This is a genomic window from Sphaerisporangium sp. NPDC049002, assembly GCF_040649355.1.
Classification (GTDB): domain Bacteria; phylum Actinomycetota; class Actinomycetes; order Streptosporangiales; family Streptosporangiaceae; genus Sphaerisporangium.
In genome coordinates this window covers 1-24,971 of the sequence record NZ_JBEZFH010000071.1, presented here as the reverse complement: position 1 = coordinate 24,971, position 24,971 = coordinate 1, and the positions used below count along the sequence as shown (strand labels likewise).

The 24,971-nt window shown below is 70.2% G+C and carries 24 protein-coding genes; 17 read left to right on the top strand and 7 right to left on the bottom strand.

All coding sequences use genetic code 11. The features are described from left to right. Positions 1-555 precede the first annotated feature (555 nt). From ssd to AB0B89_RS16615, 7 genes are all read left to right on the top strand, one after another. The gene (ssd, locus tag AB0B89_RS16645) at positions 556-1,596 is read left to right on the top strand and encodes a septum site-determining protein Ssd (RefSeq protein WP_358553152.1); all 1,041 of its coding nucleotides are present in this window, start codon (positions 556-558) and stop codon (positions 1,594-1,596) included. Then, a complete protein-coding gene (locus tag AB0B89_RS16640; RefSeq protein ID WP_358553150.1) occupies positions 1,593-2,756 on the top strand; it encodes a TadA family conjugal transfer-associated ATPase in 1,164 nt (387 codons plus the stop codon). Before ssd ends, AB0B89_RS16640 begins: the two co-directional genes overlap by 4 nt. 66 nt (positions 2,757-2,822) lie before the next feature. Further along, complete coding sequence (locus tag AB0B89_RS16635) at positions 2,823-3,548, top strand: type II secretion system F family protein (RefSeq protein WP_358553148.1); 726 nt, start codon at positions 2,823-2,825, stop codon at positions 3,546-3,548. Positions 3,549-3,551: 3 nt separating this feature from the next. After that, positions 3,552-4,346: a type II secretion system F family protein gene (locus tag AB0B89_RS16630; protein WP_358553146.1), complete on the top strand. Its 795-nt coding sequence runs from the start codon at positions 3,552-3,554 to the stop codon at positions 4,344-4,346. A 440-nt stretch (positions 4,347-4,786) separates the two neighbouring features. Next, positions 4,787-5,083, top strand: coding sequence for a DUF4244 domain-containing protein (locus tag AB0B89_RS16625; RefSeq protein ID WP_358553144.1), 297 nt, complete (start codon positions 4,787-4,789; stop codon positions 5,081-5,083). 207 nt (positions 5,084-5,290) lie between these two features. Then, the gene (locus tag AB0B89_RS16620; RefSeq protein WP_358553142.1) at positions 5,291-5,788 is read left to right on the top strand and encodes a TadE family type IV pilus minor pilin; all 498 of its coding nucleotides are present in this window, start codon (positions 5,291-5,293) and stop codon (positions 5,786-5,788) included. 266 nt (positions 5,789-6,054) lie between these two features. Continuing rightward, positions 6,055-6,429: an Rv3654c family TadE-like protein gene (locus tag AB0B89_RS16615; protein ID WP_358553140.1), complete on the top strand. Its 375-nt coding sequence runs from the start codon at positions 6,055-6,057 to the stop codon at positions 6,427-6,429. A gap of 253 nt (positions 6,430-6,682) precedes the next feature. Here AB0B89_RS16615 and AB0B89_RS16610 read toward each other — a convergent pair whose 3' ends face one another. Next, entirely contained in the window at positions 6,683-9,112 is a 2,430-nt protein-coding gene (locus tag AB0B89_RS16610) for a DEAD/DEAH box helicase (protein WP_358553138.1), read from the bottom strand. Between the two features lie 47 nt (positions 9,113-9,159). Between AB0B89_RS16610 and AB0B89_RS16605 the strand changes: the two genes are divergently transcribed. The 4 genes from AB0B89_RS16605 (at position 9,160) to AB0B89_RS16590 (ending at position 13,828) form a co-directional block, all read left to right on the top strand. Beyond that, positions 9,160-9,510 (top strand): STAS domain-containing protein, encoded by a 351-nt coding sequence (locus tag AB0B89_RS16605; RefSeq protein ID WP_114029683.1) that lies wholly within the window; start codon positions 9,160-9,162, stop codon positions 9,508-9,510. Positions 9,511-9,512: 2 nt separating this feature from the next. Next, positions 9,513-9,983 carry an ATP-binding protein gene (locus AB0B89_RS16600; protein WP_358553136.1) on the top strand — a complete coding sequence of 157 codons (471 nt, stop codon included), beginning with the start codon at positions 9,513-9,515 and terminating at the stop codon, positions 9,981-9,983. 832 nt (positions 9,984-10,815) lie between these two features. Beyond that, positions 10,816-13,152, top strand: coding sequence for a sodium-translocating pyrophosphatase (locus tag AB0B89_RS16595; RefSeq protein WP_358553134.1), 2,337 nt, complete (start codon positions 10,816-10,818; stop codon positions 13,150-13,152). 187 nt (positions 13,153-13,339) lie between these two features. Continuing rightward, positions 13,340-13,828: a histidine phosphatase family protein gene (locus AB0B89_RS16590; protein WP_358553132.1), complete on the top strand. Its 489-nt coding sequence runs from the start codon at positions 13,340-13,342 to the stop codon at positions 13,826-13,828. A gap of 84 nt (positions 13,829-13,912) precedes the next feature. On the opposite strand, the gene serB is transcribed toward AB0B89_RS16590, so the two are convergent. After that, a complete protein-coding gene (serB, locus tag AB0B89_RS16585) occupies positions 13,913-15,151 on the bottom strand; it encodes a phosphoserine phosphatase SerB (protein ID WP_358553130.1) in 1,239 nt (412 codons plus the stop codon). A 112-nt stretch (positions 15,152-15,263) separates the two neighbouring features. On the opposite strand from serB, the gene AB0B89_RS16580 reads away from it, so the two are divergent. Then, a complete protein-coding gene (locus AB0B89_RS16580; protein WP_358553128.1) occupies positions 15,264-16,073 on the top strand; it encodes a GNAT family N-acyltransferase in 810 nt (269 codons plus the stop codon). After that, positions 16,070-16,963 (top strand): lysophospholipid acyltransferase family protein, encoded by an 894-nt coding sequence (locus tag AB0B89_RS16575; RefSeq protein ID WP_358553126.1) that lies wholly within the window; start codon positions 16,070-16,072, stop codon positions 16,961-16,963. Before AB0B89_RS16580 ends, AB0B89_RS16575 begins: the two co-directional genes overlap by 4 nt. Before the next feature lie 44 nt (positions 16,964-17,007). Here AB0B89_RS16575 and AB0B89_RS16570 read toward each other — a convergent pair whose 3' ends face one another. The 4 genes from AB0B89_RS16570 to AB0B89_RS16555 all read right to left on the bottom strand — a co-directional run bounded on the left by AB0B89_RS16570 (position 17,008) and on the right by AB0B89_RS16555 (position 20,261). Next, positions 17,008-17,580, bottom strand: a complete 573-nt coding sequence (locus AB0B89_RS16570; protein ID WP_358553124.1) for a hypothetical protein — start codon at positions 17,578-17,580, stop codon at positions 17,008-17,010. A gap of 340 nt (positions 17,581-17,920) precedes the next feature. Then, entirely contained in the window at positions 17,921-18,481 is a 561-nt protein-coding gene (locus tag AB0B89_RS16565) for a hypothetical protein (RefSeq protein ID WP_358553122.1), read from the bottom strand. A gap of 77 nt (positions 18,482-18,558) precedes the next feature. Then, positions 18,559-19,572, bottom strand: coding sequence for an S-adenosylmethionine:tRNA ribosyltransferase-isomerase (locus tag AB0B89_RS16560; protein ID WP_358553120.1), 1,014 nt, complete (start codon positions 19,570-19,572; stop codon positions 18,559-18,561). After that, a complete protein-coding gene (locus AB0B89_RS16555) occupies positions 19,569-20,261 on the bottom strand; it encodes an SDR family NAD(P)-dependent oxidoreductase (RefSeq protein ID WP_358553118.1) in 693 nt (230 codons plus the stop codon). Before AB0B89_RS16555 ends, AB0B89_RS16560 begins: the two co-directional genes overlap by 4 nt. A 147-nt stretch (positions 20,262-20,408) precedes the next feature. Between AB0B89_RS16555 and AB0B89_RS16550 the strand changes: the two genes are divergently transcribed. Next, a complete protein-coding gene (locus AB0B89_RS16550; protein ID WP_358553116.1) occupies positions 20,409-21,554 on the top strand; it encodes a GAF domain-containing sensor histidine kinase in 1,146 nt (381 codons plus the stop codon). Beyond that, on the top strand, positions 21,551-22,189 hold the full coding sequence (locus AB0B89_RS16545; protein ID WP_358553114.1) for a response regulator transcription factor: 639 nt from the start codon (positions 21,551-21,553) through the stop codon (positions 22,187-22,189). The genes AB0B89_RS16550 and AB0B89_RS16545 overlap by 4 nt, the downstream gene beginning before the upstream one ends. On the opposite strand, the gene AB0B89_RS16540 is transcribed toward AB0B89_RS16545, so the two are convergent. Continuing rightward, positions 22,171-22,965 carry a hypothetical protein gene (locus AB0B89_RS16540; protein WP_358553112.1) on the bottom strand — a complete coding sequence of 265 codons (795 nt, stop codon included), beginning with the start codon at positions 22,963-22,965 and terminating at the stop codon, positions 22,171-22,173. The genes AB0B89_RS16545 and AB0B89_RS16540 overlap by 19 nt on opposite strands. Before the next feature lie 134 nt (positions 22,966-23,099). Between AB0B89_RS16540 and AB0B89_RS16535 the strand changes: the two genes are divergently transcribed. After that, on the top strand, positions 23,100-23,894 hold the full coding sequence (locus tag AB0B89_RS16535) for an ABC transporter ATP-binding protein (RefSeq protein ID WP_358553110.1): 795 nt from the start codon (positions 23,100-23,102) through the stop codon (positions 23,892-23,894). A gap of 135 nt (positions 23,895-24,029) precedes the next feature. After that, the gene (locus AB0B89_RS16530; protein ID WP_358553108.1) at positions 24,030-24,950 is read left to right on the top strand and encodes an SPFH domain-containing protein; all 921 of its coding nucleotides are present in this window, start codon (positions 24,030-24,032) and stop codon (positions 24,948-24,950) included. Positions 24,951-24,971: the final 21 nt, after the last annotated feature.

Below are 24,971 nucleotides of genomic sequence, written 5' to 3'. Positions count from 1 at the left end.
GCGGACGGCTTCCCAGGTAAGCCGCAAAGCCTTGTCGCGCCGCAGTTGCCGACCTTCCTGACATCAGCGTGTGAATCCACCCCGATCACCGAGTGTGATCGGACTCCCATGGCCGTTTTTCGCACACTTCCAGTAGCCGCTCCGCTACGGCGAAAAAAAACTAGTGAAAAACAGAGATTGCTCCTCGACGGAACTTGAGTTCATCGGGCACCATACGTTGGTGTCCACATGACAGAGGCGATCGTGCTTGGGTTAGCTTTTGCCGCTTCCTTGCCAGGCCTCGGTCAACGATGAAGGCTTTCTTCTAAAACGGGACCGGCTCTACCCCCCCGGAGCCGGACCGGTTGGCGACCCCCGCTCTCCCCCCCCGGCGGGGGTCGCCCCTTTTCTCCGGCCACCCTTTCCGCCTGGGGCCGGCCGCGTACATGGTCTCCGCCAGAACCGCCCGCGCAGGCGTCGCCTGACGATCGGGTTATCCCCAGAACGCGGTTCGGCGCGATGGGCCCGGGGCGAGATCGCGCAAGGTGGGCCTCCCAACGGCAGGGAGGCCCACACGTGAACCGTCCCCTGGTGATCACCGAAGATCAGGATCTGCTCGACGACCTTCTCCGCGTCGCCGCCGCGGCCGGCGTGGAGATCGACGTCGCCCACGCGGCCACGCACGCCCGGCCCTACTGGAAGCGGGCGCCGCTCGTCGTCGTCGGCACCGACGCGGCCGACGCGCTGGCGGCCACCGGCCCGCCACCCCGGCAAGGAGTGCTGCTGGTGACACGCGCACCCGAGGACCCCTCGGTCTGGCGAAGATGCGTGGCGGTCGGCGCGCGGGCCGTTCTGGAGCTCCCCGCCGCAGAGCGACAGCTGGTCGACGAGTTCGCCGAGGCCTCCGAGCCCATGGTCAGGGCCGGGCACACGGTCTCCGTCATCGGCGGCAGGGGCGGCGCGGGCGCGAGCGTGCTCGCCGCCTCCCTCGCCCTCGCGGGCTCACGCCGGGGTCTGCGCACATTGCTCGTAGACGCTGATCCCCTCGGCGGCGGCATCGACGTCGTCCTCGGCCAGGAGCAGGCCACCGGCGCGCGATGGCCCGATGTCGTCGAGCGAGAAGGCCGGGTGAGCTTCACCGCCCTCCAGGAGGCCCTGCCCACGATCGGCGAGCTGACCGTGCTGTCGTGGCACCGTGGAGAGTCCCCGCCCATTCCTCCCGAGGCGATGCGGGCGGTGCTGGAGGCGGCCCGCAGAGGATGCGATCTGGTCGTCGTCGATCTTCCTCGCCACGTGGGCCCGGCAGCGGCCGAGGCGCTGTCACGGGCGGCCTCGACCTTGCTTCTCGTGCCCGCCGACGTCAGGGGAGTGCTCGCGGCGTCCCAGGTGCTGATCGAACTGCGCCGGCACACCTCGGCCCTGGGCGCGGTGGTCCGAGGCGGATCGCTGCGTCACGATGTGATCGCCACATCCCTCGGCCTGCCGTGTACGGGAGTCCTGCCCGATCAGAGGGGCCTCGCCGAGGTCTTGAACCGCGGAGACGCGCCCCCGCTGGGCGACCGCACTCCTCTGGGTCGTTTCTGCGCCGAGTTCCTTCGCACCCTGGAGTTCCGATGAGCCGTGGCATGGTGTCACCGGAGCTCGTGGAGGCCGTCCGGGTGCGTCTCGCCCGTACGGGCGCCGATCCCTCGGCCGCCCAGGTCGCCGCCGCCCTCCGCGCCGAGCGGGCGGTGCTGGGTGACGCCGAGATCCTCGCGGTCGCCCGTGCCCTGCGTGCCGACCTGATCGGTGCGGGGCCCCTCGAACCGTTGCTCGCCGAGCCCGAGGTCACCGACGTGCTCGTCAACGGCCCCCGTGAGGTGTGGGCCGACGACGGCCACGGCCTGCGGCGCACTTCGGTGGTGTTCTCCGGTGACGACGAGGTCCGGCGGCTCGCCCAGAGGCTCGCCGCGGCGGCGGGAAGGCGTCTGGACGACGCCTGCCCGTATGTGGACGCGCGGCTGTCGGGTGGAGTGCGGCTCCACGCCGTCCTGCCGCCCGTCGCCCCCGAAGGCACGTGCCTGTCTCTCCGGCTTCCACCGCGCAGGTCCTTCACGCTGGAGGAGCTGGTTCCGGGTCAGGGCGCCGTCGCGGTTCGCGCGATCATGGCCGCCCGGCTGGCCTTCCTGGTGACCGGCGGCACAGGCACCGGGAAGACCACCTTGTTGTCCGCGCTTCTCTCGCTGGCCGATCCAGGCGAGCGGTTGCTTCTCGTCGAGGATTCCTCGGAGCTCCGCCCACTCCATCCACATGTCGTCCGCCTGGAGACGCGACCGTCCAACCTCGAAGGAGCCGGCGGGGTCGGCCTGCGAGACCTCGTCCGGCAGGCCCTGCGCATGCGGCCTGACCGCCTGGTGGTGGGAGAGGTGCGCGGAGCCGAAGTCGTCGATCTTCTGGCCGCCTTGAACACCGGCCATGACGGCGGTTGCGGCACCTTGCACGCGAACAACCCCGCCGATGTGCCCGCTCGGCTGGAAGCGCTGGCCTGCGCCGCGGGGCTGACCCGTGAGGCGGTCCACAGCCAGATCGCGGCGGCGCTCGACGCGGTGATCCACGTGGTCCGTGAGCCCCGAGGAGGGCGGCGCAGGGTCGCCGAGATCTGTCTCACGGATCGCGAGCCGTCAGGGCTGGTCCGGGTGCTCCCGGCCCTCACCTTCCCTCCCACAGGTGAGCCCCGGCCCGGCCCCGCCCTTCCATCCCTCCTGTCCAGAGCCCCCGGCGCCGCCCCGGGCTTCTGACCATCAACCACCGGCTCCGGCGCTCGCTGGTGCCGCGTATCGATCTGATCTGGAAGAGAGGTTCGCGTGCTGGTGGCAGGCGTGCTCCTGGCCGTGATCGCTGCCCTGCTGTGGACAGGTCCTGATCCGGAAACGGCCCGGATGCTCTCGCTGACCCGTTCGCGCGATGGGATGCGATCGCGGTTCGTGGCCCCCTTCCTGCGGTTCGCCCGTCGACCGAGCCGGGCCCGCGAGGCCGCGGCCTGGCGCGTGGCGTCGATCGAGTTGTGCCAGGGCCTCGTCGCCGAGCTCGCCACCGGACGCACGCCTGGGGAGGCCTTGTCCCGGGCGGCATCCTGCCTCGAACCTCCCGACCCCGGCGTGCTTCGCCCCGTGGTCGCCATCGCGCGCGACGGCGGAGACGTGGCCACGGCCCTAGAACGGGCGGCGCCCGACCACGGAGGGGAAGGTCTGCTTCGGCTCGCCGCCTGCTGGCGTGTCAGCCTCACCGTGGGGGGAGGCTTGGCGGCGCTGGTCGAACGTGTCGGCGTTTCCCTGAGGGAAGCGGAGGCCCATCGCTCGGAGGTGGCGTCGCAACTGGCCGGTCCCCGCTCCACGGCCCGGCTGCTCGCGGGTCTCCCGGTGCTCGGGTTGCTGCTGGCGGCCGGGCTGGGCCTGCGGCCGCTCTCCTTCCTGTTCGGCGGCCCGGCGGGCTTCGCCTGCCTCGGTACGGGCGTGCTGCTGGACCTTACGGGCGTGTGGTGGACCAACCGGCTGGTAGCACGCGCCCAGCGAACCCATCCGTCGGACTGACCTATGGGCATCCTGCTCGCCGCCGGGCTCGCGGCACTTTCCACATGGTTGTGGCTGACGCCGTGGAATCCCACCGAGCGCCTCGTCCGCCTGAGCATGTACGGCCGGCCGCCGGATGCGCCGCCCGCCTCCGCCGGCCTCACTCGAACGCGTCCCTCTGGCCTGTCCGGAGTCCCGACGAAGCAGGAGCGGAGCCGGCACGCGCTACGTGGGGGCCTTTCCGTGCTTCTGGCCGCGCTGGGAGGTCTTCTCCTCACCGGTGCGCTACTGGGCCTGGTCGGAGGCGCCGGCATCGGTGTGGTCATGGCGGTGGTCGCCTCTCGTGGAGAACCGGGCGAGGTGCGACGAAGGCAGGCACGCGTCACCGCCGATCTCCCGTTCGCGATCGACCTCATGGTGGCCTGTCTACGGGCGGGTCAACCCGTCACGGGGGCGGTTGAGTCAGCGGGCCGGGCGATGGGCGGTCCCCTGGGCGACCGTCTGGCGTGGGTGAACGGCCAGTTGCGGCTGGGAGCGCTGCCTGAGGCCGCCTGGTCGGAGTTGGAGCATGATCGCCCTCTCGCTGCCCTGGCCCGCGGCATGACCCGTGCCTCGCTCAGCGGGGCGCCCGTCGCCGACGTGCTGTCAAGGCTCGCCGATGACGCCCGCCACGAGGCCCGGGCCGCCTCGTCCGCCGCCGCGCGACGTGTGGGAGTCCAGGCGGTCGCGCCCCTTGGCCTGTGCTTCCTCCCCGCCTTCGTGTTCCTGGGAATCATCCCGGTCGTCGCCGGACTCGCCGCCCAGGTCTTCGGCACCTGACCCATCGGCCGGCGAGGCTGCCGGCTCCTTCTCGTCCGTGGGGAACAGAGGGCTTTTCCGCAGGGACCGAAGCCTGCTCAGGGGCACCGAAGCCCGCTCACGGCACCGGGGACCTCCTGGCCCGCCGAAGGCCCTCCCCGCAGCACTGAAGCTCTCCCAGGCCCCCAGGGACCCTTCTCCACGGGCCCTCTCCATAGGTACCGAAGACCTCGCCGGCACCGAGGTCCTTCTTCGCATGCACGAAAGACCTCCACAGGCTCCAAGGACGTTCTCCACAGGCGCCGGCGGTTCTCCACATACTCCGATGAGGGGCGGGCGGTTATCCACAGAATCCGGTTCGGCCACAGGTCGCGTACCTCGTTTGGGCCAACCTGATCTCACCTGTTGGGGCCGGTGCGGGTCATCCACACGGCCGCGATGACGACTCAAGGGGAGGTCCGATGCGCAGGTGGATCCGTGAGTGCGGTCGGCGCACGCTGGGAGCGGCGCTGATCAGGAAGGGCCATGTGATCGAGCAGCGTCTGCGCAAGCGACTGGACGCTGTCCGCGCCTCGGCGCGCAACCTCGCCATGGTGGCGCGCACGCGATCGGAGGCGGGCATGTCCACCGCCGAGTACGCGGTGGGCACCATCGCCGCCTGCGCGTTCGCGGGCCTGCTGTTCAAGATCGTAAGCAGCCCGGAGGTACGAAAGATGCTGACCGACATCATCAGCCGGGCCCTGAGACTCGCCGGATGAAAGCAGGCTCCCAGCCATGAAGGAGCCGGGCTGTGAATCGCACGGCGTGAGGACCGCCTCCTCCGAGCAGATGGCGTGAGAGCCGTCTCAGTGCCCGAAGTCGTTCGGCGGCGGAGCAGGACTGGATGTTCCGCCGCTGTTCGGCCCATCTACTGCCCGCTCTCTGTAGCCCTGGTCAAGCTCTGTAGCCCTGACAAGGGGGTGGAAATGAAGCCTCGACCTGGTTCAGCCGAACGAGTCGAAGTCGCGCAGAGGCACTCGTACGGAAGAGCTACGGCCGAGCGCCGTGGGCTCGTGCGAGCCGATGGGGGTTCTGTCACGGCTGAGATGGCGGTGGCGCTTCCGTCGCTGGTACTGGTGCTGGGAGCGGCGCTGTGGGCGATCGCGGCGGTGACGGCTCAGCTCGAATGTGTCGACGCCGCCCGGGCCGGGGCCCGGGCTGCCGCGAGAGGGGAGTCACTCGAAGCGGTAAGGCAGGCAGCCGCTCGCGCCGCACCGGAAGGGGCCATCGTCTCGGTGACCCGCGATTCCGCCTTGAGCCGGGTGACCATTTCAACCTCAGTCCGGCCAAGCTGGGTGATCGCAGTCCCGGCGGTCCCGGTAGGAGCCTCTGCGAGTTCCGCCACCGAGCTAGGAGCGGATGCTCCTCCTTCGGGAGACCTCCCGGCGAGCTCCCCGCTGGGAGGACCTATGGATGGATCATGAAAAGCACACTGACGACTTCACCGGTGGACTCCTTGGTGCGAGCTCTGGGCAGCGGAGTGCGACTGGAAGATTCAGGGAGCGGGGTGCCGGTCGGAGCTCTGGGGAGCGGGGTGTGACAGGGAGGGGTGTGACAGGGAGGGGTGTGACAGGGAGGGGTGTGACAGGGAGGGGTGTGACAGGGAGGGGTGTGACAGGGAGTCTTAAGGAGCGGGGCGCCGGTGGGAGGTTCGCGGAGCGAGGTGAGAGCTTTGCGGAGCGCGGCGCGGATGAGAACTTTGCGGAGCGCGGGCGCGGGTGGGAGGTTTGGGGAGCGGGGCGCGGCTGCGGTGTGGGTCGTCGGGTTGATGGTGCTGATCTGGTTTCTTGCGGCAACGGTGTTGTTCGTCGGGGCGGCCCGAATAGCGCGGCATCGTGCCCAGTCGGCCGCTGATCTCAGTGCCCTGGCGGCTGCGGTCCAGGCGCTCGCCGCTCCCGAGAAGGCATGTGGGCGCGCTCGGGCCCTGGCGGAGACCAACCACGCTTCGATCACGCGATGCGTGGTTCGCGCCGGAGTCGTGGACGTGCGAGTCGCCGTCCGGCTGGTTCTTCCCGGGCTGGGCGAGCGCCCCGCCGTCGCCGAGTCCCGAGCAGGTCCTCGCTGACCGGGTTGTGAGGGGCCGAGTACGGGGTGGGTTCTCGCTGACCCGGGTCGTGAGGGGCCGGGTTCGGGGTGGGTGCTTGCTGGTCGGGGTGGTGAGGGGCCGAGTTCGGGGTGGGTTCTCGCTGGTCGGGGTGGTGAGGGGCCGAGTTCGGGGTGGGTTCTCGCTGATCCGGGGTGGTGAGGGGGCCGGGTTCGGGGTGGGTGCTTGTTGACCGGGGTGGTGAGGAGCGGTGTCGGGTCGGGTCGGAGCGGGGTTAGGGGGTGGGGAGGAGGGTGGCCAGGAGGCGGAGGGCGCCTTGTTTGTCCAGGGGTTCGTTGCCGCTGCCGCATTTGGGGGACTGGATGCAGGAGGGGCAGCCTCGTTCGCACTCGCAGGAGGCGATGGCCTCGCGCGTGGCGGTGAGCCAGTCGAGGGCGCGTGCGTAGCCGCGTTCGGCGAACCCGGCTCCGCCTTCGTGCCCGTCGTAGACGAAGACCGTGAGAAGCCCGGTGTCGAGGTGCAGTTCCGTGGAGACGCCGCCGATGTCCCAGCGGTCGCAGGTGGCGAACAACGGGAGCAGGCCGATAGAGGCGTGCTCGGCCGCGTGAGCCGCGCCGCCGAGGTCCAGGCCGTCGGCGAGGAGGGGGGCCACGGCGTCGTCGGGCAGCGTCCACCACACGGCCCGCGTGCGCAGGGTGCGAGGCGGCAGGTCCAGGGGCTCGTCGCCGAGGATCTCCCCGGTCTGGACGCGGCGCTTGAGAAAGGAGACGACCTGCCGGGTCACCTCCACTGTGCCGAAGTGCAGCTCACCCGGCCCGAAAGGGTGGGATCGCAGGGACTCCAGCACCGAGATCTCGGTGACGTCCCTGGCGAAGGTCGAGTAGTCGGGTTCGGCGGCCGAGACCAGGGCGACCCCGGCGTCCAGATCCAACAGTTCCACCAGATAGGTGTCCCCCATGTGGAGATGGACGGCGCCGGTGTGGACGGCGGTGTGGGAGGAGGGTTCGTCGACGGTGCCGAGCAGTCGTCCCGTCGAGGACTCCACGACCTGTATGGGGGCTCCGCCCGAGCCCCTGATGTCGGCCAGGTTCGCGGCGCGCTCCCGGCGGGTCCAGAACCATCCCTGCGGGCGACGCCGCAGCATGCCCTGCCGTACGAGGTCGTCGAGCACCTCTTCCGACGAGGGGCCGAACACGGCGAGGTCGGCCTCGCTCAGGGGGATCTCGGCCGCGGCAGCGCACAGGTGAGGCCCGAGGACGTACGGATTGTCCGGGTCAAGCACGATCGCCTCGACGGGCTGCCCGAAAAGGGCCTCGGGATGGTGGACGAGGTAGGTGTCCAGGGGGTCGTCACGGGCGATCAGCACCGCCAGGGCGTCCTGGCCGTCGCGGCCGGCGCGCCCGGCCTGCTGCCACAGCGACGCCCGCGTGCCCGGCCACCCGGCGATGAGCACGGCGTCCAGCCCGGAGACGTCGATTCCGAGCTCCAGGGCGTTGGTCGTCGCCAGCCCCATGAGCGAGCCCGATCGCAGCGCCTTCTCCAGCACGCGCCTGTCCTCGGCGAGGTACCCGGCCCGGTAGGCGGCCACCCGGCCCGGAAGCTCGGGTGAGATCTCCTCAAGATTGCCCCGGGCGATCAGCGAGACCGTCTCGGCGGCGCGGCGGGACCGGACGAAGGCGAGGGTCCGCACGTCGTCGATCACCAGATCGGACAGCAGGTCGGCGGTCTCGGCCGTCACCGTGCGCCTGACCGGTGCGCCGCCCTCGCCCCGCAGGTCCGTCAGAGGCGGCTCCCACAGCGCGAACGTAGTGGAACCCCGGGGAGAGGCGTCCGTGGTCACCTCGGCCATCTCAAGGCCCGTGAGGCGCATCGCCGCAGCCGCTGGGTCGCTGACCGTAGCCGAGACGAGGACGAACACCGGATCAGAGCCGTATTTCGCGCAGATCCGGCGCAGACGGCGGACGATCTGGGCCACGTGCGAGCCGAACACGCCGCGGTACCCGTGGCACTCGTCGATCACCACCACCCTCAGCCTCCGCCAGAAGGACGACCACGACGAGTGGTGGGGCAGCATCGACCGGTGGAGCATGTCGGGGTTGGTCAACACGTAGTTGGCGTGCCGGCGCACCCACTGACGCTCCTCGGGCGGGGTGTCCCCGTCGTAGGTGGCGGCCCGCAACTGCGCGAGCTTTAAGTCTCTCAACGTCCGCGACTGGTCGGCGGCGAGCGCCTTGGTCGGCGTGAGGTAGAGGACGGAACCCCCGGAGAGTATCTCCGACACGGCCGGCACCAGGTAGGCGAGTGATTTTCCCGAAGCCGTGCCTGTGGCAATGATCACGTTTTGGCCACGATGAACCAGCTCGGCGGCGGTCACCTGATGCTCCCAGAGGCCGTCCACGCCCTGATTTCGCAGACGGCTTACAAGAAGCTCGTCGACCCAGTCGGGCCAACGCGCTTCGCCCGCCTGACGTGCGGGAACGTGCTCTACATGGGTGACACGCTCCCGGCGCGCGGGTGCCGCGAGCAGGCGCGAGAGTATCGGGCCGGCTCGCCGTGAGGGTGAGGTGGTCGGAGTCACTGGTTTCCAGTTTGGCATCTTGGGGGAGAGTCGCCCGGAGTCGTGATTTCGTATAGACACGAAGGCGGGGCGTGGTTGAATGCCGCGCGTCAGGGTATTGCGCGCTGGGACTTGGGGTCCCAGCATGTCAGACCCCTCGTCGTGGACTCGGCAGGCAAGGCGCTGGAGGATCTGTGGATCTGAAGTTGGACCACCACACTGAAGACCGACTCACCATCGTGGAAGTCGAGGGTGAGATCGACGTCTATACCGCGCCGAGGCTGCGTGAGCTGCTGATCGACCTGGTCAACAAGGGTAACTTCCACCTTCTCGTCAACATGGAGAAGGTGGACTTCCTGGATTCCACTGGACTTGGCGTCCTGGTCGGCGGGCTCAAGCGCGTTCGTGCGCACGACGGCTCCCTGGAGCTCGTCTGTACGCAGGAGCGCATCCTGAAGATCTTCCGGATCACCGGTCTCACCAAGGTCTTCGGGATTTACGCCTCGGTCGAAGAGGCCAAGGAAGCTCACGGCCGAGACAAGTAGTCATGGCCACCGTTGAGCTGACGTTCAGCGCACTTCCGGCTCACGTGCGCACGGCGCGGCTGGTCGCTACGGCCATCGCCCGCCGCACTGGAGTCGCGGAGGCGTTGCTGGACGAAGTGCGGCTCGCTGTGGGTGAGGCCTGCTCGCGGGCAGTGGAGGCACATCGCGTTCACTGCCCCGGCGAGCCGATCCGCATCGAGTTGTGCGACGAGTCGGGACGCTTCGAGGTCACGGTCACCGACTCGGCACCGAGTGACGACCTGGAACAGGCGTACATGGATGAGGATGGGGCGCCAACGCCGGTCAACGGCACCGCGTTGGCCAGCCTTCTCCCCGCCGACACGCTGATGTCCGGGTTCGGCATCGCCGTCATCGCCGCGCTGGCGGATGACGTCGAGGTGTATCCGAGTGCGAAAGGGCTGCGGATCAGGATGAGCTGGCCCGCGGCCACCACCGGCTTCGCCACCGCTTGAAACGGCTTCCAGGAGACCGCTTGAGCAGCCGCTCGCAGCGGTCACTTGGCCATCCGCTTGAAGCGATCACCCGCAGCGGCCGACTGAAGGGCTGCCCGGGGTGACCGCCTGAAGCGGCGAAGACGTCCGCCCGACCAGCTCGGACAACTCCCGAGCCAGGTCGGGTGCCTCCCTCCGGCACGGTGCCCACCAGCTCGCCCGCGCGACCGGTCCGTACGTCCCGGGCGGAATTCCTCCGTGTTGGAACTTCCCCTCGTGTACGTCCGAGAGGCTCCCGCGCCGTGGGCTCCCTTTCGCGTACGCCCGGACGACTCGTGTACGCCCGGACGACTCGCCTACGCCGGACCACTCGCGTACGCCCGCGTATGCCCGGACGACTCGCGTTCGCGGCGCCGGCTCGCGTACCTGGGGTCCCCGCAGGTCAAGGGGATCATTCCCGACTCCCGGGCGAGCGCCGACCGGTTCGGTGCTGGGTTTCGGCATGTCCGTAGGTCTATAGGGCCTAATAATTTGGCAATAAAGGACTGTCCGTAATCCGGACGTCGCGGCGGGCCGGGCGGGGAAAACCGCGTTGTTACTGGGCAAAGCCGCGTCGCTTACTGGACGAGTGCCTAATTGGCTGGCTGAAGAGGCTTCATATCTCGCGCGTGCCTGCGTAGACTCCCCGCACCGGCCAAGGTTTTGTCCCCGCAGATCGACGTCGCCCTGCGGGCAGGTCTGCGGACGCTACCGGAAGCGGCACTGCCAATCCAGCTCGGATGCGCGCCGCCCCCCCGACTGACTTCGCTGCGCGGTCCGCGCGTGGACCTACCCGTCTGGCCGAGGAGGACGGATGTCTAGGCTCTATCTCGCCGCTGACGACGCCGCAGCGGTATCCCTTAGTGGTTCCCATCTCACGATCGTGATCGTGGTGGCCGCGGTGGCGCTGCTCGCGCTCGCCGTCGCCGGTGGTCTCGTCAGAGAGGTGCTCGCCGCCGGTCAAGGCACCGAGCGGATGCAGAACATCTCGCGAGCCGTACAGGAAGGCGCCGCCGCGTATCTCACGCGGCAGTTCCGGACACTTGCGATCTTCGTAGTGATCATCCCGTTCCTGCTCTTCCTGCTTCCCGCGGAGACGACCGGCGTGGCCATCGGCCGGTCGGTGTTCTTCGTGGTCGGCGCGGTGTTCTCCGCGCTGACCGGCTTCATGGGCATGTGGCTTGCCGTGCGCGGGAACGTCCGCGTCGCCGCCGCCGCCCGTGACGCGGGCGAGAAGGTCGCGATGCGCATCGCCTTCCGTACCGGTGGCGTGGCCGGCATGTTCACCGTCGGGCTCGGCCTGCTGGGCGCCGCGATCGTGGTGTTCGTCTACAAGGGCGACGCCCCGAGCGTGCTTGAGGGCTTCGGCTTCGGCGCGGCGCTGCTCGCGATGTTCATGCGAGTCGGCGGCGGCATCTTCACCAAGGCCGCCGACGTGGGCGCCGACCTGGTCGGCAAGGTCGAGCAGGGGATCCCCGAGGACGACCCGCGCAACGCCGCCACCATCGCCGACAACGTGGGCGACAACGTCGGCGACTGCGCCGGCATGGCGGCCGACCTGTTCGAGTCCTACGCGGTCATGCTGGTCGCGAGCCTCATCCTCGGCAAGGCAGCCTTCGGCACCGAGGGCCTGGTGTTCCCGCTGATCGTTCCCATGATCGGTGTGCTCACCGCGATCATCGGCATCTTCACCACGGCTCCCCGGAGCGGCGACCGCAACGGCATGGCGGCCATCAACCGCGGGTTCTTCATCTCGGCGGCGATCTCGGCCGTCCTGGTCGCGGTCGCGGCGTTCGCCTACCTGCCGAGCTCCTTCTCGCAGCTCACCGACGTCAGCGACAGCATCGCCGGCCTGAACTCCGACCCGCGCCTGATCGCCATCGGCGCGGTGCTGATCGGCCTGGTCCTGGCGAGCGCCATCCAGGTGCTCACCGGGTACTTCACCGAGACGAACCGCCGTCCGGTCAAGGACATCGGTGAGAGCTCGCTGACCGGTCCCGCCACCGTCATCCTGTCCGGGATCGCCGTCGGGCTGGAGTCGGCCGTCTACTCCGCGCTGCTCATCGGCGGTGCGGTGTACGGGGCGTTCCTGCTGGGCTTCGGCAACGTGACCGTGGCGCTGTTCGCGGTCGCCCTGGCCGGCACCGGCCTGCTCACCACCGTCGGCGTGATCGTGTCCATGGACACCTTCGGCCCGGTCTCCGACAACGCCCAGGGCATCGCCGAGATGTCCGGCGACGTCGAGGGCGAGGGCGCTCGCATCCTCACCTCCCTCGACGCGGTGGGCAACACCACCAAGGCGATCACCAAGGGCATCGCGATCGCGACGGCCGTGCTCGCGGCGACCGCGCTGTTCGGCTCGTTCCGTACGGCGGTCGAGCTCGAACTGGCCAAGGCGAGCGCCGGGGTCAAGGAGGCGCTGGGCACCTTCAGCACGTTCAGCCTCAGCGTCGACTCGCCCAACGTGCTCGTCGGCCTGATCATCGGCGCGGCGGTGGTGTTCCTGTTCTCCGGGCTCGCCATCAGCGCCGTGGGCCGCGCGGCCGGGCGGGTCGTGTTCGAGGTGCGTGAGCAGTTCCGCACCAAGCCGGGCATCATGGCCGGCACCGAGCTGCCCGACTACGGCCGCGTGGTGGACATCTGCACCCGTGACTCGCTGCGCGAGCTGGCCACGCCCGGCCTGCTCGCCGTCATGACGCCGATCGCGGTCGGCTTCGCCCTCGGGTACGGGCCGCTCGGCGCCTACCTCGCTGGCGCGATCGCCTGCGGCACGCTGATGGCGGTGTTCCTGGCCAACTCCGGTGGCGCCTGGGACAACGCCAAGAAGCTCGTCGAGGACGGCCACCACGGAGGCAAGGGTTCGGCCGCGCACGAGGCCACGATCATCGGTGACACCGTCGGTGACCCGTTCAAGGACACCGCCGGTCCGGCGATCAACCCGCTGATCAAGGTCATGAACCTCGTGGCCCTGCTCATCGCTCCCGCCGTCGTCACGTACGCCGACAACGCGGTGCTGCGCATCGGCGTCACGGTGGTCGCGGTCGTGATCGTGGTCGGTGCCATCGTCGTCTCCAAGCGGCGCTCGAACACCATCGCCACGGCCAACGGCGACGAGAGCGAGAAGGTCGAGACCGAGAAGGTGTCGAGCTGACCCCAGTCTCGTCCCGGCCTGACCCAGTCACAGCCCCGGCCTGACCTAGTGCCTGACCTAGTGCCTGGCAAGACCCGGTGAAGGCCGGGGGCGCCAGGCGCGGTGCCCGGGAAGCCTTTCCCAAGAACGTACGGCTACCGTCCGATCAGGGCGGTAGCCGTACGCGTGTAATGGGATAGTTGGGGGAGTGAACACGCTCATCGTCCTGAGACATGCCAAGGCCGCGCACGTGCCCGGGCTGGCCGACAGGGAACGTCCCCTGACCGATCGCGGCGAGCAGGACGCCGGGCGGGCCGGTGAGACCCTGAGACAGATGGGCCTGTCACCCGATCTGGTGCTGTGCTCGCCGTCCACGAGGACCCGGCAGACCGCCGAGCTCGCTCTGGCCGGCCTCGCCCCGGACGCCCCGGTGCACCTGGAGAGCGAGATCTACGAGGCGTACCCCGACGAGCTGCTGGAGCTCATCGGACGCACCGATGACGAGGTGTCGACGCTCCTGCTGGTGGGGCACAATCCCGGCGTACACGAGCTGATCATGAACCTCACCCTCTCCCACGACGACGAGGGCTTCCCGCCCGGCGCCTTCGCCGTGCTGGAGACGGGCGGCTGGGCGGACCTCGGCCCGGGAGACGGGCGCCTGGTCAGCCGCTGGAACCCCAAGGACCGCCCGGCCTAGCCGCGACCCCGAAGACCGCAGACCGGCTGCGACCCCGAGGACCGCGGGCCTGGCCGGACCCCAAGGACCCGCCAGGCCTGAGGGTCACTCAGGGGGCAGGGTGGGCCCCTGCGGCGGCAGGCCGTCCTCGGCGTCGGCGGCCTCGACCTCGTCGCGTGAGATGCCGAGCAGGTACAGGATCGCGTCCAGGTAGGGCACGTTCACCGCGGCGTCGGCGGCCTGACGTAGCACGGGCTTGGCGTTGAAGGCGATGCCCAGCCCCGCGGCGGCGATCATGTCGAGGTCGTTGGCGCCGTCGCCGATCGCCACGGTCTGGCTGATGGGGATGCCCGCCTGCTGGGCGAACCGTTCCAGGGCGCGTGCCTTGCCGGGACGGTCGACGATCTCGCCCACCACGCGGCCGGTGAGCTTGCCGTCGACCACCTCAAGGGTGTTGGCGGCGGAGTAGTCGATGCCGAGCTCGGAGACCAGCGAGTCGGTGATCTGCGTGAAGCCGCCGCTGACGATGGCGAAGCGGTAGTCGAGCCGCTTCAGGGTGCGCACCAGGGTGCGAGCCCCAGGAGTCAGCACGACCTCCTTGCGGACGAGGTCGAAGACGCTCTCAGGGAGCCCTTCGAGCAGCGCCACGCGCTCGCGCAGCGAGGCCGCGAAGTCGAGCTCGCCGCGCATGGCGGACGTGGTGATCTTCTCCACCTCGTCCATGCAGCCCGCGTGGCGGGCCAGCAGCTCGATCACCTCGCCCTGGATGAGCGTGGAGTCGACGTCCATCACGATCAGCCGCTTGGCCCTGCGGTGGAGGCCGGAGCGCTGCACGGCGACGTCGACCTGCTGGAGCACGGCCTCGGCGGTCAGCTCGGCGCGCAGCGCGACGGAGTCGGCCCCGGAGATCGCCAGCTCGATGCAGGTGACCGGCAGGAGCGCCAGCCGTTCGATGCGGTCGATGTTGGCCCCGGCCGCGGCGATGCGGCCCGCGATCCCGGCCATGGCGGCGGGTTGCAGGGGGTTGCCGAGGACGGTCACGTGGAGGCGCCCCCTTCGGCGCTTCTCCTTCAGGTCGGAGCCGGTGGTCAGCTCGACCTCCATGCCGAGGTCCTCCGCGACGCGCTCCACCGCGGCCCACATGGCGCCGAGCGTGCCGCCGGTGCCGGTCGGCGGCCCGCCGGCGTACGAGACAAGAACGCCGAGGATCAGCCGGCCGCGAATCACGACCTGCTCGACGTCGGCGACGTTGACGGGAAATGAGGCCAGCACGGTGAACAACCTGGATGTCACTCCAGGCCGGTCGGGGCCGGTCAGCGTGATCAAAAGCGTTCTCTGCTTCATCGCGGACAACGCTACCGACCGCTCAGAGTGAGCGTGCAAGCGGTTCACCATACGGACGGCAGATGGCCATCTGCCCATGTCTTCATGGGTGTGCCACATGAGGAGGCATGCCATGACCCAGGCTTTTGCCCATCCCGTCCACGGCGTGAGCAGCGTCGGCGCCCTCACGGAATCCGGGCCCGATCCCCGTGTCCGTCTCGACGAACGAGTCCTGTCCGACGCGCGCGGCCGCTACACCGTGGGGCTCGCCAGGACCGCCGCCGACATGCGGGCGGCCCAACGGCTCCGCTACGAGGTGTTCGCCGAGGAGATGGGGGCCCGCCTGGACTCTCCGATCTCCGGGCTGGACGTGGACCGGTTCGACACCTACTGCGACCACCTGCTCGTGCGCTCCGGCGACACGGTGGTCGGGACGTACCGGATGCTGGCGCCGGGCCGGGCCGACCGGCTCTACTCAGACAGCGAGTTCGACCTGTCGGCGCTGGCCGGCATCCGCCAGGGCATGGTCGAGGTCGGGCGTACGTGCGTTCACCCCGACCATCGCGGTGGAACGGTGGTCGGGCTGATGTGGGCGGGGATCGCCCGGTACATGGTCAGCGGGGGCTACACCTGGCTCGGGGGGTGCTGCTCGATCCCGCTGGACGACGGCGGGGCGACGGCCGCGGGCGTGCTCGACCGGATCCCCCTCGGGCCGGAGGAGTACCGCGTGACGCCGCGCACCCCCTGGTCCGGCGAGGGCGTGCCGCGTCCGGGCGAGTTCGTGATGCCGAAGCTGCTGCGCGGCTACCTGAGGCTCGGTTCGTGGATCTGCGGCGCGCCCGCGCACGACCCCGCCTTCGGCGCGGCCGACTTCTTCGTGCTGCTCTCGCTGGCCAACATCGACACCCGCTACCTGCGGCACTTCCTCGGGGTGACGGCATGAGCCCCTGGCTGCCCGTGGCGCCGTGCACGGTCGCGGCCTGCGTCTCGGCCCCTGCGGACATGGCCGGACCGGCTCGGCGGGCCTTGCGGCTGCTGGGAGCCGTCGCGGTGATGCTGGTTGGCCTTCCGTGGGCCTTCGTCGCGCCCCGGTTCGGCGACGCCCGCCGCGCCGTCGTGGCCATGGTCTGGGCCCGGCTCTTCCTGTGGGTCCTGGGAGTGCGCCTGGAGGTCCGTCAGGCGGGCGGCTCGATGATGCCCGCGGAGAGGGGCGGCCCGGTGGTGGCGGGCGGCTCGGCGGTGGCTCCCGCGGAAACGGGCGGCGCCCTTCTGGTCGCCAACCATGTCTCCTGGCTGGATCCCCTGGTGATCGCCGCCACGATGCAGTGCCGGCCCCTCGCCAAGAGCGAGATCGCGGAATGGCCCGTGATCCGGTCCCTCGTGGCGGGCGGCGGCGCGATCTTCATCGATCGCGACCGTCTCTCCACGCTTCCCGCCACCGTGCGCACGGTCGCGGACGCGCTGCGCGCCGGCCAGTCGGTGGCGGCCTTCCCGGAGGGCACCACCTGGTGCGGGAGGGGAGTGGGGCCGTTCCGCCCGGCGATGTTCCAGGCGGCGATCGACGCGGGCGCACCGGTCAGGCCGATCGGCCTGCGGTTCTGCGACCGTGACGGCGAGCTGGCGACCGGTCCCGCCTTCGTGGGAGACGACACCTTGCTGGCCTCCCTTGGCCGGGTGATCGCGGCCAGGGGCCTCGTCGTGGAGGTGACGATGTTCCCGGTGATCGCGTACGGGTCCGAGGAGCATGTCACCAGGCGCGTCCTCGCCGGCATCGCGCAGGCCACGGTGTCGGGCGGCCCCCGCGTGCGGCACGACGCCGCCATCGCCGCCTGAAAGGGCCGCCCGCGCGTCGGCGGGCGGCCCTTGCGTTCGTACGGCTAGCCGACGACCGTGGTCTTCACCTTCTTGGTGAAGTACCAGCTCTTGATGCCCATCCTCTTCAGCTCTTCCCTGCTGAGGTCCTCAGCACCGGTCGGCCAGTCCCAGGTGTTCACGCCCAGGTCGGCCTTCACAGTGCCCTTGACACTTTTCTTGAGCTTGAACGAGATGGTCAGCCAGCTGTCCTCGCCCTTCTCCAGGGCGTAGGGCGGCCAGCACCAGAAGCCGTCGGGGAAGAAGTCGCACGTGGTGCCCTTGGGGCCGTCGTAGTAGATGGTGCCGCGGATGCCCTTCGGCAGGATGCCGCCGAGATAGAAGGCGTCCGCCAGCCATGGGCCCTTGTTGAGGCCCTTGATCCGGTAGGTGATCGTGCCGCCGCGCCTGACCTTCTTGGTCGCGGTCACCTTGACCGAGAAGGCGGAGTAGGGGTCGTCGGCGGTCTTCACCGTGGTGGTCTTGGCCGCGGCGCTGGTGGCCGGGGCGGCGGAGGCGGGGGCGACGCCGAACAGCAGAGCGCCCGCGAGCGGGACGGTGACGACCGTCGTCGCGATTTTGGCAAGGGGGTGGCGCATGCACGTCTCCCAGGGGGTCAAAGAGCAGGGGGTGGGAACTCAAGGTTCCCGGGCAGGGAACACGGACTTCTCCGGGGAACGAGATCGCGGACCGGAAAGTCCATGAGTGAACCGCAGTGTTTCTATCATGATCCACTGCGTTGTGGCCACCTATTTGGCCTTTATAAAGACATCGCTGCTCATGCGCTTACAAAAGCGCTATGAGCCATCTCCCCCGCACATGAGCTGTCTCCCCCGCGCAACGGCCTGACGCTCCAAGGAGTTCCCTCGAACGAAGACGACGGAGCGGCCACCGCGTGTGCGGTGGCCGCTCCGGAAAAGGCTCGTCGAAAGGGGTAGGTCAGCGGAGGATCCGGGTCTTGAACGTGCGGTACTTGACCTGGCTCTGGATGTCGAGCTTCTCCAGCTCCTCCTCGTTGGTGACGTCGACACCCTCGGGGACGTCAATGGAGAAGTGGCCGAACTGCGCGGCGGCAGTGCCCGTGGTGCTCTTCTTCAGCCACACCCGGACCTTGAGGGTGGTCGAGCGGTTGGGCTTGAGGGTGTCGTAGATGCAGAACAGGTCGCGGCCCGAGATCCCGCAGTAGGTCCCGGAGGCCTTTCCGACCACGCGGGCCTTGCTGGCACCCTTGGGAAGCCTGCCGAAGATGCCGGCGAGGTCCGTCGACCATTCGCCCTTGTTGGTGCTCTTCAGCGTATACGTGATGTAACCCCCGCGTCGCACGTACTTGTTCCAGACCACGCTGGTGTAAAGCGGTGACTGCGGGGCGGCGACCGCCTGGGTGGCGCTCGCGGTCGCGGTCGCGGCCGGGGCGTCCGCCAACGCGGGAACGGCGAGCGAGGCGCCCGCCAGGGACCCGGCGAGGGTCAGTGCGGCAAGTGCGGAGAGGTGCCGACGCATGGGTGATCTCCCGTAGAGGTGGCTCGGATTCGGACGTGACCCAGCATCGAACTATCGACTTGGAACGTCCTTGTGCATCACTTTATGCGGAGTTGATCTGAGATGATCAGATTCAGGTCCCCGAATTCGTGCCACAGGTACCCTTCGCGCAACGCCTCCTCGTAAGACCTGGAGACAAGCTCCTCGCCCGCGATGGCCGACAGAATCATTAGATGGCTCGAATGGGGCTCGTGCAGGCCGGTGATCAGCCCGTCCACCGCGTGGACCCCGGCCTCCGGGGTGACGACGTGCGAGGTCCAGCCCTCGGCCGCGCGTACCTCCCCGGTGCCGGGCGGCACGGCCGTCTCCAGCGCCCGCACGACCGTCGTGCCGACCGCGATGACCCGGCCCTCGGCCTGGTTGACCAGCCGCGCCGTCTGTGACGACACCGCGAAGCGCTCGGGGTAGGGCGGTTCGTCCTTCTCCGGCGACGCGACGCCGGTGTGCAGGGTGATCGGGGCGACCACGATGCCCCGGCTGACGAGGGCCGTGACCAGCTCGTGGCTGAACGGCCGCCCGGCGCTCGGCATCTCGGCGCTGCCCGGCCGCACGCCGAAGACGGTCTGGTAGGCCGACAGCGGCCAGTCGCGCTCCACGTAGGAGTACCGGATGGGCAGCCCGTACTCCCGCAGGTAGCCCGGCACGTCCCGGTCGAGGGCCGCCCGCCAGAGTCTCGGCGTCTCGCGCCCCAGCAGGCGCAGCGTCGCGCCTCCCGGGAGCGGCAGCCACTCCCCGGGCTCCCCTCCCGCGTACGGCCCGGTGGCGCCCGCCGATCGGCGCCGCAACTCCACCAGCCACGAGCCGTCCTCGCGCTCGGTGGAGAAGTGGACGGTGAGCCGGTCCAGCGGCACGGCCGCGGGCAGGGTGGCCGAGTCGTTGACCACGAGCACGTCACCGGGACGGAGCAGGCCGGGCAGGTCGGTGAAGGTGTGGTGGGTGACGGAGCCGGAGTCCGTGCCGGTCACCATGAGGCGTACGGCGTCGCGCGCCAGCCCGCGCGCCTCCGGCGGCTCGTGCGCCTCGCGGACCCTCGGGAGGTCGAAGGCGATCACCGGGTCACCCGGCCGCTCGCGGGCCGCCTCTTGACCAGGTCGACCAGGAACGCGGCCACGGTCTCCGGATCGGCCGCGCCGGCGGCGTCCTCCTCTCCGATCGCGTCCGCCAGCATGCGCGTGCGCATCTCGCCGGGGTCCACCCACCAGACGGCGAGTTCGGGCTCCTCGACAGCGAGCACGTGGGAGAGCTGGTCGAGCGCCGCCTTCGTCAGGCCGTACCCGCCCCAGCCCTCGTACGCCTCCACCGCGGCGTCGGACGAGACGTTCACCACGGCGCCCCCGCGCTCGCGCAGCCCGCGCAGCGTCGCCTGGATCAGCGCGAGGGGCGCGAGCACGTTGGTCGTGAGGGCGCCGGAGAGCGCGTCCAGGGGGTAGGCCGCCAGCGGGGGCAGCGGTACGGCCCCGAGCGAGCCGGCGTTGTTGACCAGCAGGTCCAGGCCGCCGAGTTCGTGTGCGGCGCGCGCCAGGCGCTCGCGGTGCGCGGGATCGGCGACGTCCCCGGCCAGCGCGGTCGCGCCGGTCTCCCGCGCGGTCTCCTCCAGGTCGGCGGCGCCGCGCGCGGTGACGACGAGCCGCCAGCCCTCGGCGGCGAGGGCGTGGGCCAGGGCGCGTCCGAGGCCTCGGGAGGCCCCGGTGACCAGGGCCGTGGGGCGTGTGTCCGGGGTGGTTCGGATGTCTTCTGTCATGGTCACGACGCTAGGAACGGCAGGCCCGCCGGACATCGGGCCTCCGGCCGCTCCTGGCCGGGCTCATAGGCCTAGGCGGTGCGTGTGCGTGGACCTAGGACCATCGGCCGAGCCGTCCCACGCGTGCGTCGCGCCTACAGTGTGGTCGTGACGACCGAACCGGCCAGCCGGCGTGACACAGAACGCGACGCCGTGCTGCACGCGGTCAGCTCCGCGGTGCTCGCCGTCACCCGGCACCTGTCGGTCCGCGAGGTGCTCCAGGTGATCGTGCGCTCGGCGCGCACGCTGCTCGACGCCCGTTACGCGGCGCTCGGCGTGCCCGACGACGACGGCTCGTTCGCGGAGTTCGTCGCGGAGGGCGTCAGCGACAAGCAGTGGGAGGCCATCGGCCCGCTCCCTCGCCAGCACGGCATGCTGGCCGCGATGCTCCAGGAGGCGGCTCCCGTGCGCCTGCCGGACATCCGCCGGGACCCGCGCTTCGAGTGGTGGCCGGCCGCGCACCCGGTGCTCAAGGACTTCATCGGCGTGCCGATCCGCGACGCCGACCAGGTCCTCGGCATCGTCTTCCTGTCGGACAAGCGCGCCCCCGGCGGGTTCACCGAGGAGGACCAGGATCTGCTCACCCTGTTCGCGGCGCACGCGGCGATAGCGATCACCAACGCCCGGCTGTACGAGCGGGGCCGCGAGCTGACGATCGTCGAGGAGCGCAACCGCATGGCGCGCGAGCTGCACGACGCCGTGACCCAGAAGCTGTTCTCGCTGCGGCTCACCGCCCAGGCGGCGGCCTCGCTGGTCGCCTCCGACCCGCGGCGTGCCATGACCGAGATCGACCGTGTCCAGCGGCTGGCGGGAGAGGCGCTGGCCGAGCTCAGGGCCGTGATCGTCGAGCTGCGCCCGGCCGAGCTCGACCGGCACGGGCTGGCCGAGACGCTGCGCAAGCACGTCGCCCTGCTCGACCGCCTGTACCCCGTGACGATCTCCTTCACCTCCACCCCGTTCTGCGATCTGCCCCCCGCGACGGAGGTGGCCGTGCTTCGTGTGGCCCAGGAGGCCCTCCACAACGCGCTCAGGCACGCGAACGCGTCGTCGATAGAGGTGTGCCTCCAGACCGAGGGATCCCGGCTCAGGCTGGAGGTCAGCGACGACGGGGAGGGCTTCGAGGTGGAGACGCCCACGACCCGCGGCCTCGGGCTCCTGTCGATGAGAGACCGGGCGGAGGCCGCCGGCGGCTCGCTGCTGGTCTCCTCGGAGCCGGGCGCGGGCACGACCGTACGGCTGGACGTGGCCGCGTGATCCGGGTCCTCATCGCCGACGACCACCCCGTCGTGCGCCAGGGCCTGCGCACGTTCCTCGAACTGCAGGACGACCTCGAAATCGTGGGTGAGGCGGCCGACGGGGCCGAGGCCGTCGCCCTGGTCGCGTCACTGTCCCCCGACGTGCTCCTGCTCGACCTCAAAATGCCCGTGCTGGACGGCCTCGGCGCCCTGCGCGAGCTGTCCGGGCGTGGCCTCCACGTACGGGTGATCGTGCTGACGTCGGTGAGCGACAGGGGGGACGTGGCTCCCGCCATGCGCTCGGGCGCCTCGGGCTTCCTCTACAAGGACGTGGACCCGGCCGCGCTCGTGCAGGCCATCCGTTCGGTGCACGGCGGACAGGTGCTGCTGGCGCCGGAGGCGGCCGAGGCCATGCTGACCGGCGCGGAGGAGCCCGCCGGGCACGCGCCCATCGCCGTGCTGACCGAGCGGGAGCGCGAGGTCCTCGCGCTGATCGCCTCAGGCCGGTCGAACCGCGAGATCGCCAGGGCGCTCGTCGTCGCCGAGAAGACCGTCAAGACCCACGTGTCGAACGTGCTGATGAAGCTCGGCGTGCAGGATCGCACCCAGGCGGCCCTGTACGCCGTGCGCCACGGCTACACGCCACGCGGATGAGCGTTGCCCGGCCGCGAGCGGGAGCCGCCCGGAGGGGTCCTCAGGGACTCCGGCGAGGTGCGGGTCTCGATGATCGCGTGGTGGGCGGCCACGCGGGCGCGCCGCACCGCGCGGTCGAGGTCGCGCAGGGCCTCGTTCCGCACCGCGATCTGGCCCGAGGTGAGCCCGCGCTCGTCGGCGACGCGCAGCACCGAGGCGAGCCGCGCCGTGAGGGCGGCGACCCTGTGAGCCCGCGCGGGGTAGCCGGGCGCGAGGCCGTCGTCGGTGGTCCTGATCGAGGGCTGACCCTTGGCCGGGCCCTCGACCGAGAGCAACGCGTCGGTGGCCGAGAGCATGGCCATGGTCAGCGCGTGCTCCGCGTCGGTGAGCCCGGGGATGTCCGGCGTGGCGGTGCCCGCCTCCATCAGGGTCCAGCGGACTCCGGAGTAGGACGACCCACGACGGTCCGCGGAGGGGACCATGCCCAGGGACCTGCCGGGGAGCACGGCCGTCGCCGCCTGCCCGGCGTCCACGGCGGCCATGGTGAAGGGGGGAGGGCCGGTCAGGCCGAGCGGGTCGCCCGCGGCCGGAAGGGCCAGGCGCAGGGCACTCATGCCCTCGACGCGCAGGTCGGCGAGGAAGCCGCGCAGAGGGGCGTCGGTCACCTCACTTGAGACGACCTGCGGTCCCGCCGCGCGCTCCAGCCGGTCGACAGCCTCGTCGAGGCCAACATGTCCGGCAAGCCAAGCGTTGCCCCATGCGACCAAGGTGGCGGAGATCGGTGAATCCGGGTGCACCGAACCACGATATGCGCTGATGCTGCAATAGGTTTGGTCCGGAGGGACACTGGGCGGGGCGACTCGCCCGGTGGCACCGGGTTGATCCAGATGAGCTGGGTTGATCCGGGGGAACATGTCAGGAGGTATTCGGGATGGGTGGTCAGGTGCTTCGGCTCCAGGACGTCGCCGTCCGCAGAGATGGCGCGGCCCTGCTGCGGGGCATCGACTGGACCGTCGAGGAGGACGAGCGCTGGGTCGTGATCGGCCCCAACGGGGCGGGGAAGACGACGCTGCTGCAGGTCGCGGCGGCCCTTCTGTACCCCAGCGAGGGCTCGGTGGAGATCCTCGGCGAGCGGCTCGGCCAGACGGACGTCTTCGACCTGCGGCCTCGCATCGGCCTCGCCAGTGCGGCGCTGGCCGAGAAGGTGCCGCCGGAGGAGAAGGTGATCGACCTCGTGCTCACCGCGTCGTACGCCATCCTCGGCCGCTGGAACGAGGAGTACGACTCGGGCGACGTCACGCGGGCGGTCGAGCTCATCGACCAGCTCGGTTGCGCCCATCTGATCAGGCGGAAGTTCGGCACCCTCTCCGAGGGAGAGCGGAAGCGCGTGCAGATCGCGCGGGCGCTCATGCCCGACCCCGAGCTGCTGCTGCTCGACGAGCCCGCGGCCGGCCTCGACCTCGGCGGCCGTGAGGACCTCGTGCGCCGCCTGTCGACGCTCGCCTACGACGCGAAGGCCCCGACCATGGTGCTGGTCACCCACCACGTGGAGGAGGTGCCGAGCGGCTTCACGCACGTGCTGCTGCTGCGTCACGGGTCCGTGGTGGCCCAGGGCCCGATCGAGTACGTCATGACCGCCGACAACCTCTCCCGCACCTTCGGCGTGCCCCTGAGCCTTGAGCGCAGCGCCGAAGGCCGGTGGTACGCCCGCGCGCTTCCCGGATGATCAAAGAAATCGGCCACGCGGCCGGGTGATTCTCTGATTCGCGCGATTCACTCGCGTGGTTAAACGAACAAGTAAAGGCCAGACCAAATATCATTCCGGCCGGGGGCTCATCGGATTCGTCGGGTCGGAGTGCTCATGACACAGCTCGTCGTCGCCATGATCGTGGTGGCCATCGCGGGGTTCGCTTTATATCGCACCATTCGCATCGTGCCGCAGGCGCAGGCGTTCATCATCGAGCGGCTCGGGCGTTACCATCGCACGCTCACTCCGGGGCTCAACATCGTCGTGCCTTTCATCGACGGGGTGAAGACCACGGTCGACCTGCGCGAACAGGTCGTCTCCTTTCCCCCGCAGCCTGTGATCACCTCCGACAACCTCGTGGTGTCGATCGACACGGTGATCTATTTCCAGGTGACCGACCCCAAGGCCGCGACGTACGAGATCGCCAACTTCCTCACCGGCGTCGAGCAGCTGACGGTCACCACTCTGCGCAACGTCGTCGGCGGCATGGATCTGGAGCGCACGCTGACTTCCCGCGAGGACATCAACTCCGAGCTTCGCGGGGTGCTCGACGAGGCCACCGGCAGGTGGGGCATACGGGTCAACCGCGTCGAGCTGAAGGCCATCGATCCCCCGGCCTCCATCCAGGACTCGATGGAGAAGCAGATGCGGGCCGACCGCGACAAGCGCGCCTCCATCCTGTCGGCCGAGGGGCAGAAGCAGTCGGCGATCCTCACCGCGGAGGGCGAGCGGCAGGCCGCCGTCCTCAGGGCGCGCGGCGAGGCCGAGGCCGCGGTGCTGCGCGCCCAGGCCGACGCGGAGGCCCAGGCCATGCGCGCCAAGGGCCAGGCGGACGCCATCGCGATGGTGTTCCGGGCCATCCACGAGGGAAACCCCGACCAGCAGCTGCTCGCCTACCAGTACCTCCAGACGCTTCCCGAGATCGCCAAGGGCGACGCCAACAAGCTCTGGATCGTGCCCTCCGAGATGGGCAAGGCCCTTGAGGGCCTGGGCGGTCTCTTCTCCCAGCCCAAGGAGGGCCCGCCCTCCCGCTGAGCCCGGGTCCCGCCCCCGCGC